Raw genomic sequence first — 13,808 nt, 5'->3', positions numbered from 1 at the left:
CGAATCTATAGCCGAAAGCTTTCGCCATGCCCGCCGCCAAGGACGCCCCGTTCAATGCCCTGTTCCTGTGCACCGCCAACTCGGCGCGGTCGATACTGGCCGAGGCGATCCTGAACCGCGAAGGCCGGGGCCGGTTTCGCGCCTTTTCGGCCGGATCCTCGCCCCGGGGCGAGGTTCACCCCTACGCGCTGGATTTCCTGCGTAACCAGAACCATGACGTAGCGGACCTGCGCTCCAAGAGCTGGGAAGAATTCGCGGACGATGGCGCGCCGGAAATGCATTTCGTCTTCACGGTCTGCGACAACGCCGCCGGGGAGACCTGCCCGGTCTGGCCGGGCCAGCCCATGACGGCGCATTGGGGCGTTCCGGACCCCGCGGCGAGCCGCGGATCCGAGGCCGAGCAACGCCAGGCGTTTGCGGAGGCCTATCGGCAACTGAATAACCGGATATCGGCTTTTGTGAACCTGCCGCTGCGCAGCCTCGACCGGATGGCGCTGAAGACCCGTCTGGACGAAATAGGAGATGGGGAATGAGCCGAATGACCGATACGCGAGCCGCCCTGGCCGCCTTTTCCGCCCTGTCCCAGGAGACGCGGCTTGAGGCCTTCCGCCTGCTGGTGAAGGCCGAGCCGGAGGGTCTTCCCGCCGGCGAGATCGCGCGCCGACTGGACGTGCCGCAAAACACGATGTCGGCGCATCTTTCGACTCTCACCGGGTCGGGCCTTGTGCTGTCCCGCCGCGAGGGCCGGTCGATCATCTACCGCGCCGATCTGACCGCCATGCGCGGCCTGACCGCCTTTCTGCTGGAAGACTGTTGCCGGCTGGACCGCGAGACCAGCGCCCCGGCGCTGGCCTGTCTGGCCGCCGCCGGCTGTGAAACTGACAAAAACGGAGCCTGCTGATGAAACGCACCCACATCCATGTCGGCGTCAGCGACCTGACCGCCGCCATTACCCGCTATTCCGCCCTGTTCGGCGCCGCGCCGGTTCTGGTGAAGGACGATTACGCCAAATGGCTGCTGGACGATCCGCAACTGAATTTCGCGATCACGACACGGGACGGAAAACCCGGCGAAGTTTCCCATCTGGGCATCCAGGTGGACAGCGAGGAGGAGCTGGACGCGCTGGCCGCCGGTTTGCGCGATGTCGACGCGCCCTTGAGCGCCGACCGGGACGCGCATTGCTGTTACGCCAAATCCGACAAGGAATGGACCGTCGACGCAGACGGCATCGCCTGGGAGCTGTTCGTCACGCATGAGCAGGATGAGAGCTTCGGCGAAGATCGCGCGCCCCACGCCGCCGGACCCAAAAACGGCGAAACCGCCAAGGTCTGCTGCAGCTGATGGCGGAGATGAGCAAGAACAACGCCGGGGACGCGCCCGGCGGCATCGGGCTGTTCGAAAAATGGCTGTCGGTCTGGGTCGGGCTTGGCATCGTGGCCGGAGTTTCGCTCGGCTATCTGGCGCCCGCCCTGTTCGGCTTTCTGGCGGGGCTGGAATTCGCTTCGGTGAATTTCGTCGTGGCGGTGCTGATCTGGGCGATGATCTATCCCATGATGGTGGCCGTCGATTTCGGCAGCCTGCATGAAATCGGGCGCCGCCCGAAGGGGCTGATCGTGACGCTGGCGGTGAACTGGCTGATCAAGCCCTTCACCATGGCGGCGCTGGGCGTGCTGTTCTTCCGCTATGTCTTCGCCGGTTTCATTCCGCCCGACGACGCCACGCAATATATCGCCGGGTTGATCCTGCTGGGCGTGGCGCCATGCACCGCCATGGTGTTCGTCTGGTCGCAACTGACGCGCGGCGACCCGGCCTACACGCTGGTGCAGGTGTCGGTGAACGACGTCATCATGATCTTTGCGTTCGCCCCGATCGCGGCCTTCCTGCTGGGCGTGACCGACATTGCCGTGCCGTGGGACACCCTGCTTCTATCGGTCGGGCTGTATGTGCTGGCCCCGCTGGCGGCGGGCGCGCTGACACGGCGTATTTTCTTTCAACGCGCCGCAACCACGGAGAAGGCGGAAGCCGGCCTTGCCGCCTATACAGAGCGGCTGAAGCCGGCTTCCATGCTGGGTCTGGTGGCCACGGTCATCGTGCTTTTCGGGTTTCAGGGCGAGGTGATCCTGCAACGCCCCTTCCTGATCGCGCTGATCGCCGTCCCGCTGCTGATCCAGACCTACGGGATTTTCGTCATCGCCTATGGCGCGGCCTGGCTGTGGCGGATTCCATTCTCCATCGCCGCGCCCTGCGCCCTGATCGGCACGTCCAACTTCTTTGAGCTGGCCGTGGCGGTGGCGATCAGCCTTTTCGGCCTGAACTCCGGCGCTGCGCTGGCGACGGTGGTCGGCGTTCTGGTGGAGGTGCCGGTCATGCTGTCCCTTGTGGCGATTGCAAACCGTACAAAAAGCCGTTTTCCGGGGTGACAAGAGGCGCGGTCTGGTGAAAAACCCTCCCCTGATCACTGAAATGGGGCACTGGGGAGGGCAAACCATGATCCGCACAATTGTCATGACCGCGCTGCTGGCGACGGGCGCCGCGGCGCAGACGACCACGACAACAACTACGACCACGGAAGAAAAACCGGTCAGCTTCGGCGGCATGACCGGCACGGAAACGCGGTCCACCAGCAATACGCAATCCTCTTCGCGGTCCGGCGGATCGTCGGGCGGCTTTTCGTTCAACACGGCGCAGAATTCAGGCTCTGCGGTCGCCAACCAGAATCGCAGCCAGAACCAGAACGCCGACGAGGCGCTGGGCGAGTTCCTGGGCGCGCTGTTCGGCGCACAGCCGCAACAGTCATCGGGGACCCCGCAAGGCGACCGGCAATGGCGCTATGCGATCTCCCGGTCTGGATCGACGCTCTGTCACGTGACCCTGCACGAATATCAGGTCTCCGGCGGCAGCGGCCGCTATGCGACGCCGGGCGCCGATTGCCCGCGTGAGTGGCTGGGCGTGCGCAGCTACCAGATGAACACAAGCTCGGGCGAGCTGCGCCTGTATGACGGCGCTTCGACGGCGTGGAGCGGGCGGCGCACCAGCAATGAACGCTATGAAGGACGCGGCCCGGACGGCCAGACTTACACGCTTTCCATGACGTCGCGCTCCGACACGCCGGGCGGCGGCTGGAACGATACGCCGCGCTATAATTTCGACCCGGAAGACCTTTATGGGAGCTGGCGGATGAGCAAGCCGGACAGCTGGTCCAACTGCACCGTGGAATTCCCCCGTCCCGACACGGACAATGCGTCCCGGAAGCCGAACGCGGTGAACGCTCCGGCCGGTTGCCCCGGACAGGTGATGTTCGCCAAGCAGTGGTTTGTCAGCGATGGCGAACTGAAGCTGGCGGACAATTTCAACAAGGTGAAAGCCTCGCTGCGACAGACCGGGCGCAATAGCTGGGAAGGCCAGACCGACCGCGGCGAAGCAATCCAGATGCGGCGCTAGACGAACGCCGCGTCCGGGTCTTCGGGCAGGACTTTCTCGACATAATCCTTCAGACGCCGGGTCACGTCCTCCGGCTCGCCCTTCAGCTGTTCCGGCTGGATGGGCGGGCCGAAGGTGACGCGGGATTGCCGTCCCTTGCGCACCAGCATTTCGTGGAACAGCGTCATGTCGCGCAACGGCTCGCTGACCTTGTCGGCCAGATAGTATAGGCGCGATGATCGGCCGGTCATGTGGACGGGCAGGATCGGCGCGCCCTTGCGCCGGGCCAGCGTCACCGCCGTCGGCTCCCACGCCGGGTCGCGCAATTCGCCGTCGCGATACTTGGCGATACGGCCCGCCGGGAAAATCACGATGGCCGCATCGCGCTCCAGCGCCTGCAGGGAAAGACGCAGCGTCTCCTTGGTCTTGCGGCGGTTGCGCTTGTGGGCTTCCCATTCCACCGGGATCAGAAACTCGTCAAAGCGCGGGGCCACGCGAAACGCGTCCGAATTGGCGAAATAGACCAGATCGTTCCGTACGGGCCGGACCAGATCGTCGATCACCACGCCATCCGCGATGCTGGTCGGGTGATTGGAGACGATAAAGACCGGGCCGGTTTCCGGGATGCGGTCGGCGCGCACCGGGTCCAGATCCATTTCCAGAATGCCGCTGACCCAGCGGATCGCCTCGACCCCGTGCATGTGGTGCAGGGCGTCGGCCATCTCCACCGCGCGATCATAGCCCAGCAGCTTGTAGAGAAGCGGCCGGACCAGCGGCCATGACCAGTCGTCCATCCAGCCCCTGGCGCGCTGGCGCAGCAATTCTTCCACCACCTCGCCGCCCGGCTTGTCATCGGGGCGCCGCTCGAACGCGGAGTCCTCGGGCGGGGTGAGAATCGGCTCAGTTGTCATGCCTGCGAAGATGGGATCGATTGCCCGCGCTGCGCAAGCGCAGCGCCGCGATTGGCGCCGCGCCGTCCAAGGCGTTATCACTCCGCCAAAGATATTTTCAAAAGCATAGCGAGGAAGCCCTCCATGACGCGCGAGATCACGCATTTCATCAATGGCGAACACGTCAAAGGGACGTCGGGCCGGTTCAGCGATGTCTTCGACCCCAATACGGGCGAAGTTCAGGCCCGCACCCCGCTGGCCACGGCCGAGGAAGTCGCCAGGGCCGTAAAGTCCGCCGAGGAAGCCCAGCATGAATGGCAGGACGTGAACCCGCAGCGCCGCGCCCGCGTGCTGTTCGCGTTCAAATCTCTGGTCGAAAGCCATATGGAAGAGCTGGCCGAGCTTCTGTCCAGCGAGCACGGCAAGGTGGTCGCCGACTCTCGCGGCGACGTGCAGCGCGGTCTGGAAGTGATCGAGTTCGCCTGCGGCATCCCGCATCTTCAGAAGGGCGAATATACCGACTCCGCCGGCCCGGGCATCGACGTCTATTCCATGCGCCAGCCGCTGGGCGTGGGCGCGGGCATCACCCCGTTCAACTTCCCGGCCATGATCCCGATGTGGATGTTCGGCATGGCCATCGCCACCGGCAACGCCTTCATCCTGAAACCGTCCGAGAAAGACCCCAGCGTGCCGATGCGCCTGGCCGAGCTGTTTATCGAGGCCGGCGGACCGAAGGGCCTGCTGAATGTCGCGCACGGCGACAAGGAAGCGGTGGACGCCATTCTGGAGAACGAGACGATCAAGGCGGTCAGCTTTGTCGGCTCCTCCGACATCGCGCACTACATCTATTCCAAGGGCACGGCGAACAATAAGCGCGTCCAGGCGATGGGCGGGGCGAAGAACCACGGCATCATCATGCCGGACGCCGACATGGACCAGGTCGTCAAGGACCTCGTCGGTTCGGCCTATGGCTCCGCCGGCGAGCGCTGCATGGCCCTGCCTGTCGCCGTGCCGGTCGGCAAGGACACCGCCGACGAGCTGGTCGAGCGGATGATGGCGGAAATTCCGAAGCTGCGGATTGGCGTCTCCACCGACAAGGACGCGCATTACGGCCCGGTCGTTTCCGCCGCGCACAAGCAGAAGATCGAGTCCTATATCAAGATGGGCGTTGACGAGGGCGCGGACCTGCTGGCCGATGGCCGGGGCTTCACCCTGCAGGGGCACGAGGAAGGCTTCTTCGTCGGCCCGACCCTGTTCGACAATGTCACGCCGGACATGCAGTCCTACAAGGAAGAGATCTTCGGCCCGGTGCTGCAGATCGTGCGCGCAGACGACCTTGAGGAAGCGGCCCGCCTGCCCTCCGAGCACCAGTACGGCAACGGCGTGGCGATCTTCACGCGCAACGGTCTGGCCGCCCGCGAATTTGCGGCCAAGGTCAATGTCGGCATGGTCGGCATCAATGTGCCGATCCCGGTTCCGGTCAGCTATCACAGCTTCGGCGGCTGGAAGCGTTCGGCCTTCGGCGACACCAACCAGTACGGCATGGACGGCGTGCGCTTCTGGACCAAGGTGAAAACCGTCACCCAGCGCTGGCCCTCCGGCGATATCGGCGACCAGGCGTTCGTTATTCCGACGTTCCAGTAGGCAGTGTGATCGTCAATTGAGAGTCCCCGGAAGCGGCGTAGCCGTTATCCGGGGCCCAGCGCCAAGAAAAAATCTGGATCCCGGATCGGCTTCGCCGTCCGGGAGCTTCCGTTTTCTCTGCTTTGAAGCGCGGCTATAGTCATCACCATGACCACATTCGAATTCCGCACCGTCCCGCACATTGTCTCCGAACCCGGCGCGTCGAAGCGGCTGGCGGCGCTCGCCGGACCCGTCCTGAAAGGCGCGGACCGGGTGTTCATCGTGACCGACAAGGGGGTGCGCGGCGCGGGCCTGCTGGAGGACGCGGCGGGCGGTCTGGAAGACGCCGGGATCGCGGTCGAGATCTATGACGGCGTGGTGGCGGACCCGCCGGAACGGGTCGTGCTGGAGGCCGCTGAAAAAGCAAAGGCGTTCGGCGCCGAGGCGGTGATCGGGTTTGGCGGCGGCTCCCCCATGGACACCGCCAAGCTGGTGGCCCTGCTGGCGGGCGGCGATCAGGCGCTCTCCGAGATGTACGGCGTCGGCAACGCCACGGGACCGCGCCTGCCGCTGATCCTGATACCCACCACCGCCGGCACCGGCTCCGAAGTGACGCCCATCGCCGTGGTGACAACCGGCGAGACGACCAAGATGGGCGTTTCCTCCCCGCCGCTCTATGCCGACATGGCGGTGCTGGACGCGGACCTGACGCTGGGCCTGCCCAGGCACGTGACGGCGGCCACCGGCATCGACGCCATGGTCCACGCCATCGAATCCATCACTTCCAAAGTGAAGCGCAATCCGGTCTCGGAGGCGCTGGCGCTGGCCGCGCTGGCCAGGCTGCATGGCGCGATCGAGCGCGCCTGCGCGGACGGCGGAGATCGCGAGGCGCGGTCCGACATGCTGACCGGGGCGCTGCTGGCCGGGCAGGCTTTTGCGAACGCGCCCGTGGGGGCCGTGCATGCGCTGGCCTATCCTATCGGCGGAATTTTCCACGTGCCGCACGGGCTTTCGAACAGCCTGGTCCTGCCGCACGTGCTGCGCTTCAATCTGGATGTCGCCGGGGCTGACTATGCCCGTATCGCGGGCCATCTGGGCCTGCCCGCAAAAGCCGCCGCGCTGATCGAGGAGTGTGAGCGGATCGCGGAAGCGGTCGGCATCGAGCGGCGGCTGACCGAGGTGGGGATCAATCACAACGACCTGCCGCGCATGGCGGAAGACGCCATGCTGCAGACCCGCCTTCTGATGAATAATCCATGCGACGTCACGCAGGACGACGCGCTGAAAATCTACACGGCGGCGTTGTGAGCAACCAGCAACGCGGGTTCCGCGCCGACTACGCCGCCTTCGAGCCGCTGGATACGCGCTGGGCCGATAACGACATCTATGGCCACGTGAACAACGTCGCCTATTACGCCCTGTTCGATACCGCCGTGAACCGGTTCCTGATCGGGGCCGGCGTGCTGGACATCCATCATGGCGAGACCATCGGGCTGGTGGTGGAGACCGGCTGCAAATATTACCAGCCGCTGGCCTTCCCGGACCGGCTGGAGGCGGGCCTTCGCGTGGCGCGGCTGGGCAACAGCTCGGTCCGCTACGAGGTCGCCATCTTTCGCGAGGGGCAGGAGGACGCCGCGGCCGAGGGGCATTTCGTCCATGTCTATGTGAACCGCGAGACGCGCCGCCCCGCCCCCCTGCCCGAGGATTTCCGCGAGGCGCTGACCCCGCTGCTGAAGGATGAGTGACGCCGCCTTCATGGCGCGCGCGATGGAGCTGGCGCGGGCTGCGGCGCAGGCGGGCGAAGCCCCCATCGGCGCGGTGATCGTGGACCCCGAAAGCGGGGAGGTCGTGGCCGAGGCCCATAACGCCCCCATCGCCGAACATGACCCTACCGCCCATGCCGAGATCCGCGCCCTGCGCGCCGCGGCAGGGGCGCGCGGAAATTATCGCCTGACCGGCCTGACCCTCTATGTGACGCTGGAGCCCTGCGCCATGTGCGCCGGGGCGATCAGCCACGCCCGTATCGGACGCGTGGTCTATGGGGCCGGCGATCCGAAGGGCGGCGCGGTGGATCACGGCGCGCGCTTCTTCGAACAACCGACCTGCCACTGGCGGCCGGAGATCGAAAGCGGGCTGATGCGGGAGGAATCCTCCACCCTCCTGAAGGATTTCTTCCGGGCGCGGCGCGCGACAAAATCTTAAAGTTTTTATTGAAACTCGATTGATCCTTATTGACATTCAATAAGGTTCTGTTTGAGTCCCTCCATCTACTCTGGAGGGAGGAGCCCTTGATGACTCTCAAATATCTGCTTGCAGCATCCATGCTGATTACGCCCGCCGCCGCCCTGGCGCAGGACGATGTCCCGCTGATCCCGCGCGAGGACATTTTCGGAAACCCGGAGCGCGCGCAGGCGCGCATCGCCCCCGAGGGCGACGCCATGAGCTTTATCGCGCCGGTCGACGGCGTGCTGAATGTCTGGGTCGCGCCGGAAGGCGACCTGGACGCGGCCGCCGCTATCACCAGCGATGACAGCCGCGGCATCCGCAATCATTTCTGGACGCCCAATGGCGACAGCCTGCTCTACATGCAGGATGTCGGGGGCAATGAGAATTTCCACCTCTATCAGGTGGACCGCGAGGGCGGCGAGGCGCGCGACCTGACGCCGATGGACGGCGTGCGCGCGCAGGTCTACGCCATGAGCTATGACCACCCGGATGAAATCGTGGTCGGGCTGAACGACCGCAATCCGCAACTTCACGACGCCTGGAAAGTCGATCTTGAGACCGGCGAACGCGAGCTGGTGTTCGAGAATCCGGGCTATGCCGGCCTGCTGTTCGACGACGAACTGGCCGTCCGCGCCGCCATGCAGCAAACGCCCGGCGGCGGCTTCAACATCATCTCGCTGGACAGCGAGGAACCAAAAGTCCTGGTTGAGCTGGGGCCGGAAGACGCGCTGGCCTCCAACGGCCTTGGCTTCAACGATGCGGGCGATGCGTTCTACATGCTGGACACGCGCGGCCGCGACAAGGCGGCGCTGGTTCTGATCGACGCCGCCACGGGCGAGACGCGCGAAGTGATCGCCGAGTCCGAAGTCGCCGACATTTCCAATGTCCTGTTCGATCCGATGACGAACGCGCCGCTGGCCTATGCGGTGGAGAAGGAGCGTGTGGAATGGACGCCCCTGAACGACGAGATCGCGGAAGATTTCGCCGCGCTGGACGCCGCCCTGACCGGCGACTTCACCGTCACCAGCCAGAGCATGGACAACACAGTCTGGATCGTGGCGGAGGATTCGGCGGAAAGCCCGGCCACCGTCTGGCGCTATGACGCCGTGAATAACAGCGCGGAGCGCCTGTTCACCATGCGCCCGGCGCTGGAGGACGCCCCGCTGCAGCCCATGCAATCGGTGACCATCCCGTCCCGCGACGGCATGGAGCTGGTCTCTTACTACACCCTGCCGCCGGGATCGGACGCGGACGGCGACGGCGTTCCGGAGGAAGCCCAGCCGACCCTGCTGTGGGTGCATGGCGGCCCGTGGGCGCGCGATTCCTACGGCTATAATTCCGTGCACCAGTGGATGGCCAATCGCGGCTATGCCGTGCTGTCGGTCAATTATCGCGGGTCCACCGGCTTCGGAAAAAACTTCATCAATGCCAGCCACGGCGAGTGGTCCGGCAAGATGCATGACGACCTGATCGACGCGGTCGACTGGGCCGTCGAGCAGGGCATCGCCAAGGAAGACCAGATCGCCATTGGCGGCGGATCCTATGGCGGGTACGCCACGCTTGTCGGCGTCACCTTCACGCCCGATACGTTCGCCTGCGGGGTCGACATTGTCGGCCCGTCCAACCTGGTCACGCTGATGGAAAGCTTCCCGGAATACTGGAAGCCCTTCCTGGATGCGACCTTCTATCGGGGCATTGGCGACCCGGCGACCGAAGAGGGCCGCGCGGAAGCGGAGAAGCGCTCCCCCATCAACAAGGTGGACGCCATCAGCGCGCCCTTGCTGATCGGCCAGGGCGCCAATGATCCGCGCGTCACGGTGATTGAATCCACCCAGATCGTCGACGCGATGACCGAAAAGGGCATCCCGGTGACCTATGTGGAATACCCGGACGAGGGCCATGGCTTCGGACGGCCGGAGAACTCCATCTCCTTCTTTGCGGTGATGGAAGGCTTCCTGTCCGAGAACTGTCTGGGCGGACGTTACCAGCCGGTCGCCGGCGCGCTGGAAGGCTCCAGCGTCGCGGTGAAGACCGGCGCGGAGGACGTTCCGGGCCTCGCCGAAGCCCTTGAAGGCTTCGAACCGACGGTCGCCAACTAGAGACCTGACTTTACGGGACGGGCGCCGCCTTGCCGCCCGTCCCGGTTTCTGCGCCGGTCCCTGCCAGGACCGGCGCTTTCTTTTTCCAAGGGAGGCGCGACGCGCTATGGTTCCGCCCATGACCGACGCCGCCGACGCCCCGACCGAATCCTCGCCCCCGCGGCCCTGGCCGGGCGCCGGGATCCTCTACATGATCACGATCCTGCTGTTCTCCGCCCTGATGGGCGCATTCGTGTGGGAGCTGGTGATCGAGCCGGGCCTTGTCGCCATTCGCACGCGCGCCGGTCTGGGCGCGGAGCTGACGGCCTATATCGGCCGGGCCAGCGAGCAGGCGATTCTGCTGTCCCCCGCCCTCTTCCTCGCCTCCGCCCTGTGGTCCGCCTCCGCCATTCTGCGCCGCGGGCGGACCGTGGGCTTCAGCTACGCCAGCGCCGGGTCGCTGGCCGACGCGGGCGCGGCGATGATGTGGGCGGGCGGCATGGAATTTATCGGCATCCCGACGCTGTGGGCATGGACGCATGACCGGATGGGCCGGGTGGTGCTGGACTTTGATCTTTCGGCGCTGGCCCTGATCGCGCTGGGCGCGACGGTCATTTTTGCTGGTCACGCGCTGCGCCGGCGCACGGTCTAAACCGCCAGCAGGACCGCCCGGGCCAGATAGATCACGCCGATCCCGGTGACGATCAGCCGCGTCCATTTCTTGAAATTGGCGTCAGAGAACAGGTTCAGCACCCGCGTCCCGGTCCAGGTTCCGGCAATGGCCAGCGGCGCGGCGGCGGCCAGCGCCCAGAAAGGCGGCAGGCCCGCCGCGCTGGCCCCGGCCAGCATGGGCGCGCCGTAATAGGCGATCTTCACGCCATGCGCGATCACCTGGCTGGCCGCCTTTGTGGCGACGATTTCATGGCGGGTCAGCGGCGTGCGCACGAAGAACAGGTCCAGCAGCGGCCCCGACACCCCCGCCGCCACGTTCATTCCGGTCACGCCCAGCCCGCACGCGACCGCGTGCAGCGGCCTTGCCGCATCAAACTCGAACCATGATTTCGGAATCCAGAGCAGGCCGGGCAGCAGACCCAGCAGGACGAACACCATGAAGCGCGAGGGCGTGAAGGCGGCCAGCGCCAGCGCGCCAACGGCCGCCGCGGCGCCGATCATATAATACCCCATCACGTCCCAGCGCACATGGCGCAACAGGAACAGCGCGCGCGATCCGTTGGAGACGCTCTGCACCAGTCCGTGCGTCACCATCGCGGCGGGCACCGGCATGATGAAGGCCAGCACGCCCATCAGCATCAGCCCGCCCGCCATCCCGAAAATCCCGGATATGGCGGCGGTGACGAATACGGCGATGAGAAGAATCGCGATCATGCCCGCCCTGATACGGCGCCCGCGCCGGGCAATCCATCGCGTCCCGGGCGCCGTCAAACCGAAAAATCATGCCTGAAAACAATAAATTATATTTTTGCATGAAATAATTATTGTAAAACAATAATTATTGTGAGAGCGTCCGGGTCGAAAAGAAAGGACTGGCGCATGAGTGAACGGACAGAAATTTCGAAAGACACGCGGGACAGCGCGCTGTGGCTGAGCGTCGTGGCCTGGGGCCTGTTCGGCCTGATGGCGGTGGATATCGGCAATGTGATCCGTGAGCGCATTGGCGCGCTGAGCCCCGGCGGCGATGGCTGGCTGTATATCGGCAACCAGTTCGGCCTTGGCCTGGTGGAGGCGATGCCCTCCATCTTCCTGCTGTTCGCCCTGCTGGGTTTCGCGCATCTGTTTCGCCGTTGCAGCGAGGGGCAGATATTTACCGAACGCAACGTCAAGACGCTCCGCGGGGGCGGCGACTCCCTGCTGCTGGCGGCGGCGGCCAGCGCCCTGGTCACGCCGACGCTTGTCGAGTGGATAAGCGGAAACCCCGGCGGCCTGCATCTCCAGGCCAATGACCTGACGCTGGGCGTCGGCGCGATGGGGCTGGCGATCCGCGGCATTGCGCACATCTTCCGCGAGGGCGTCCTGATCAAGCAGGAAAACGACGAGTTCGTCTGATGGCGGCCGAGATTGAAGTGACGCTGGACGTGATGCTGGCGCGCCGGAAAATCCGCTCCAAGGAGCTGGCGGCCGAAATCGGCATGACCGAGGCCAATCTCTCCCTGCTCAAATCCGGCAAGGTGAAAGGCGTCCGGTTCGACACGCTGGCCCGGCTCTGCGAGGCGCTGGATTGCGAACCGGGCGACCTTCTGGCTGTCAAACGCGGCGATTGACCCTAAGGTCATCTCGACCCGGCGCAGGCGCGCCGCTAATCTCGCGCTTGCACAACAGAACTCGCGAAGGGATGGCCGCTAGAATGGATTTCGCACACTCCGAAAAGACGAAGGAATGGATGGACCGCGTCCAGCGCTTCATGGACACGCACGTCTATCCGAACGAGGACACCTATGTCCGGCAGCACGAAGAGGCCGGCAAATGGGAAATCCCGCCCATCGTGGAGGAGCTGAAAGCTAAGGCGCGCGATGAAGGGCTGTGGAATCTCTTCATGCCGGAATCCGAACACGGCGCCGGCCTGACCAATCTGGAATACGCCCCGCTGGCCGAGATCATGGGCCGCGTCTCCTGGGCCTCGGAGCTGTTCAACTGCGCCGCGCCGGACACCGGAAACATGGAGGTTCTGGACCGCTACGGCACCGACGCGCAGAAGGAAAAATGGCTCAAACCCCTGCTGGCCGGCGAGATCCGCTCCGCCTTCCTGATGACCGAACCGGCCGTCGCCTCCTCCGACGCCACGAATATCGAGTGCTCGATCACCCGTGACGGCGACCACTATGTCGTGAACGGCCGCAAATGGTGGTCTTCCGGCGCGGGCGATCCGCGCTGCGCCATCTATATCGTGATGGGCAAGACGGACCCGGACGCCGACCGCCACAAACAGCAGAGCCAGATTCTGGTCCCCGCCGACGCGGAAGGGGTTGAGGTGAAACGCGCCCTGCACGTCTTCGGCTATGACGACGCCCCGCATGGCCACATGGAAGTGGCGCTGAACAATGTCCGCGTGCCGGCGGAAAACCTGATCCTCGGCGAAGGCCGGGGCTTTGAAATCGCGCAGGGGCGGCTTGGGCCGGGCCGCATCCATCACTGCATGCGTACGATCGGCGCGGCCGAGCGAGCGCTGGAGCTGATGGTCCGCCGCCTGATGAGCCGCGAGGCGTTCGGCAAGCGCATTTCCGAACACTCCATCTGGGAACAACGCATCGCCGAGGCCCGCCTGGAGATCGAACAGGCCCGCCTGCTGACGCTGAAAGCGGCGTGGATGATGGATACGGTCGGCAACAAGGCCGCCAAGGGCGAGATCGCCATGATCAAGGTGGCCGCCCCGCGCGTCGCCCTGAAGGTCATCGACGACGCCATCCAGGCGCATGGCGGCATGGGCGTGTGTCAGGACACCCCGCTGGCGGGCATGTATGCCGGCATCCGCACGCTGAGAATCGCCGACGGCCCGGACGAGGTGCATAATCGCGCCGTCGCCCGGATCGAAATGAAAAGGCTTGGAAACGGCTAA

At 65.1% G+C, this 13,808-nt stretch carries 16 protein-coding genes; 14 read left to right on the top strand and 2 right to left on the bottom strand.

Features of this window, described 5'->3' with window-relative positions:
* Positions 1–26 precede the first annotated feature (26 nt).
* The 5 genes from L338_RS00535 (at position 27) to L338_RS00515 (ending at position 3,441) form a co-directional block, all read left to right on the top strand.
* Positions 27–533, top strand: coding sequence for an arsenate reductase ArsC (locus tag L338_RS00535; protein ID WP_022696402.1), 507 nt, complete (start codon positions 27–29; stop codon positions 531–533).
* The gene (locus L338_RS00530; protein ID WP_027068137.1) at positions 530–901 is read left to right on the top strand and encodes an ArsR/SmtB family transcription factor; all 372 of its coding nucleotides are present in this window, start codon (positions 530–532) and stop codon (positions 899–901) included. Before L338_RS00535 ends, L338_RS00530 begins: the two co-directional genes overlap by 4 nt.
* A complete protein-coding gene (locus L338_RS00525) occupies positions 901–1,341 on the top strand; it encodes an ArsI/CadI family heavy metal resistance metalloenzyme (RefSeq protein ID WP_022696400.1) in 441 nt (146 codons plus the stop codon). Before L338_RS00530 ends, L338_RS00525 begins: the two co-directional genes overlap by 1 nt.
* An 8-nt stretch (positions 1,342–1,349) precedes the next feature.
* Positions 1,350–2,420, top strand: coding sequence for an ACR3 family arsenite efflux transporter (arsB, locus tag L338_RS00520; protein ID WP_033310235.1), 1,071 nt, complete (start codon positions 1,350–1,352; stop codon positions 2,418–2,420).
* 67 nt (positions 2,421–2,487) lie between these two features.
* A complete protein-coding gene (locus L338_RS00515; RefSeq protein WP_022696398.1) occupies positions 2,488–3,441 on the top strand; it encodes an AprI/Inh family metalloprotease inhibitor in 954 nt (317 codons plus the stop codon).
* Here L338_RS00515 and L338_RS00510 read toward each other — a convergent pair.
* The gene (locus L338_RS00510) at positions 3,438–4,331 is read right to left on the bottom strand and encodes a 1-acyl-sn-glycerol-3-phosphate acyltransferase (RefSeq protein WP_022696397.1); all 894 of its coding nucleotides are present in this window, start codon (positions 4,329–4,331) and stop codon (positions 3,438–3,440) included. The genes L338_RS00515 and L338_RS00510 overlap by 4 nt on opposite strands.
* Positions 4,332–4,454: 123 nt before the next feature.
* Here L338_RS00510 and L338_RS00505 point away from each other — a divergent pair, with 123 nt between their 5' ends.
* The 6 genes from L338_RS00505 to L338_RS00480 all read left to right on the top strand — a co-directional run bounded on the left by L338_RS00505 (position 4,455) and on the right by L338_RS00480 (position 10,889).
* Positions 4,455–5,954, top strand: a complete 1,500-nt coding sequence (locus tag L338_RS00505) for a CoA-acylating methylmalonate-semialdehyde dehydrogenase (protein WP_022696396.1) — start codon at positions 4,455–4,457, stop codon at positions 5,952–5,954.
* Between the two features lie 147 nt (positions 5,955–6,101).
* Positions 6,102–7,241, top strand: coding sequence for an iron-containing alcohol dehydrogenase (locus L338_RS00500; protein ID WP_022696395.1), 1,140 nt, complete (start codon positions 6,102–6,104; stop codon positions 7,239–7,241).
* Complete coding sequence (locus L338_RS00495; RefSeq protein WP_022696394.1) at positions 7,238–7,678, top strand: acyl-CoA thioesterase; 441 nt, start codon at positions 7,238–7,240, stop codon at positions 7,676–7,678. The genes L338_RS00500 and L338_RS00495 overlap by 4 nt, the downstream gene beginning before the upstream one ends.
* Positions 7,671–8,135, top strand: a complete 465-nt coding sequence (gene tadA / locus L338_RS00490) for a tRNA adenosine(34) deaminase TadA (RefSeq protein WP_022696393.1) — start codon at positions 7,671–7,673, stop codon at positions 8,133–8,135. The genes L338_RS00495 and tadA overlap by 8 nt, the downstream gene beginning before the upstream one ends.
* An 89-nt stretch (positions 8,136–8,224) precedes the next feature.
* The gene (locus L338_RS00485) at positions 8,225–10,258 is read left to right on the top strand and encodes a S9 family peptidase (RefSeq protein ID WP_022696392.1); all 2,034 of its coding nucleotides are present in this window, start codon (positions 8,225–8,227) and stop codon (positions 10,256–10,258) included.
* Positions 10,259–10,376: 118 nt separating this feature from the next.
* The gene (locus tag L338_RS00480) at positions 10,377–10,889 is read left to right on the top strand and encodes a hypothetical protein (protein WP_152485765.1); all 513 of its coding nucleotides are present in this window, start codon (positions 10,377–10,379) and stop codon (positions 10,887–10,889) included.
* On the opposite strand, the gene L338_RS00475 is transcribed toward L338_RS00480, so the two are convergent.
* Positions 10,886–11,623: a TSUP family transporter gene (locus tag L338_RS00475; RefSeq protein ID WP_022696390.1), complete on the bottom strand. Its 738-nt coding sequence runs from the start codon at positions 11,621–11,623 to the stop codon at positions 10,886–10,888. The genes L338_RS00480 and L338_RS00475 overlap by 4 nt on opposite strands.
* 165 nt (positions 11,624–11,788) lie before the next feature.
* Here L338_RS00475 and L338_RS00470 point away from each other — a divergent pair, with 165 nt between their 5' ends.
* The 3 genes from L338_RS00470 to L338_RS00460 all read left to right on the top strand — a co-directional run bounded on the left by L338_RS00470 (position 11,789) and on the right by L338_RS00460 (position 13,808).
* Complete coding sequence (locus tag L338_RS00470; protein ID WP_022696389.1) at positions 11,789–12,301, top strand: DUF2975 domain-containing protein; 513 nt, start codon at positions 11,789–11,791, stop codon at positions 12,299–12,301.
* On the top strand, positions 12,301–12,516 hold the full coding sequence (locus tag L338_RS00465; protein WP_022696388.1) for a helix-turn-helix domain-containing protein: 216 nt from the start codon (positions 12,301–12,303) through the stop codon (positions 12,514–12,516). The genes L338_RS00470 and L338_RS00465 overlap by 1 nt, the downstream gene beginning before the upstream one ends.
* 83 nt (positions 12,517–12,599) lie before the next feature.
* Entirely contained in the window at positions 12,600–13,808 is a 1,209-nt protein-coding gene (locus L338_RS00460) for an acyl-CoA dehydrogenase family protein (protein ID WP_022696387.1), read from the top strand.

The sequence above is a fragment of the Euryhalocaulis caribicus genome (assembly GCF_000412185.1).
Classification (GTDB): domain Bacteria; phylum Pseudomonadota; class Alphaproteobacteria; order Caulobacterales; family Maricaulaceae; genus Euryhalocaulis; species Euryhalocaulis caribicus.
Note: the sequence above shows the minus strand (reverse complement) of the source record. Positions and strands in the feature narration are given on the sequence as shown.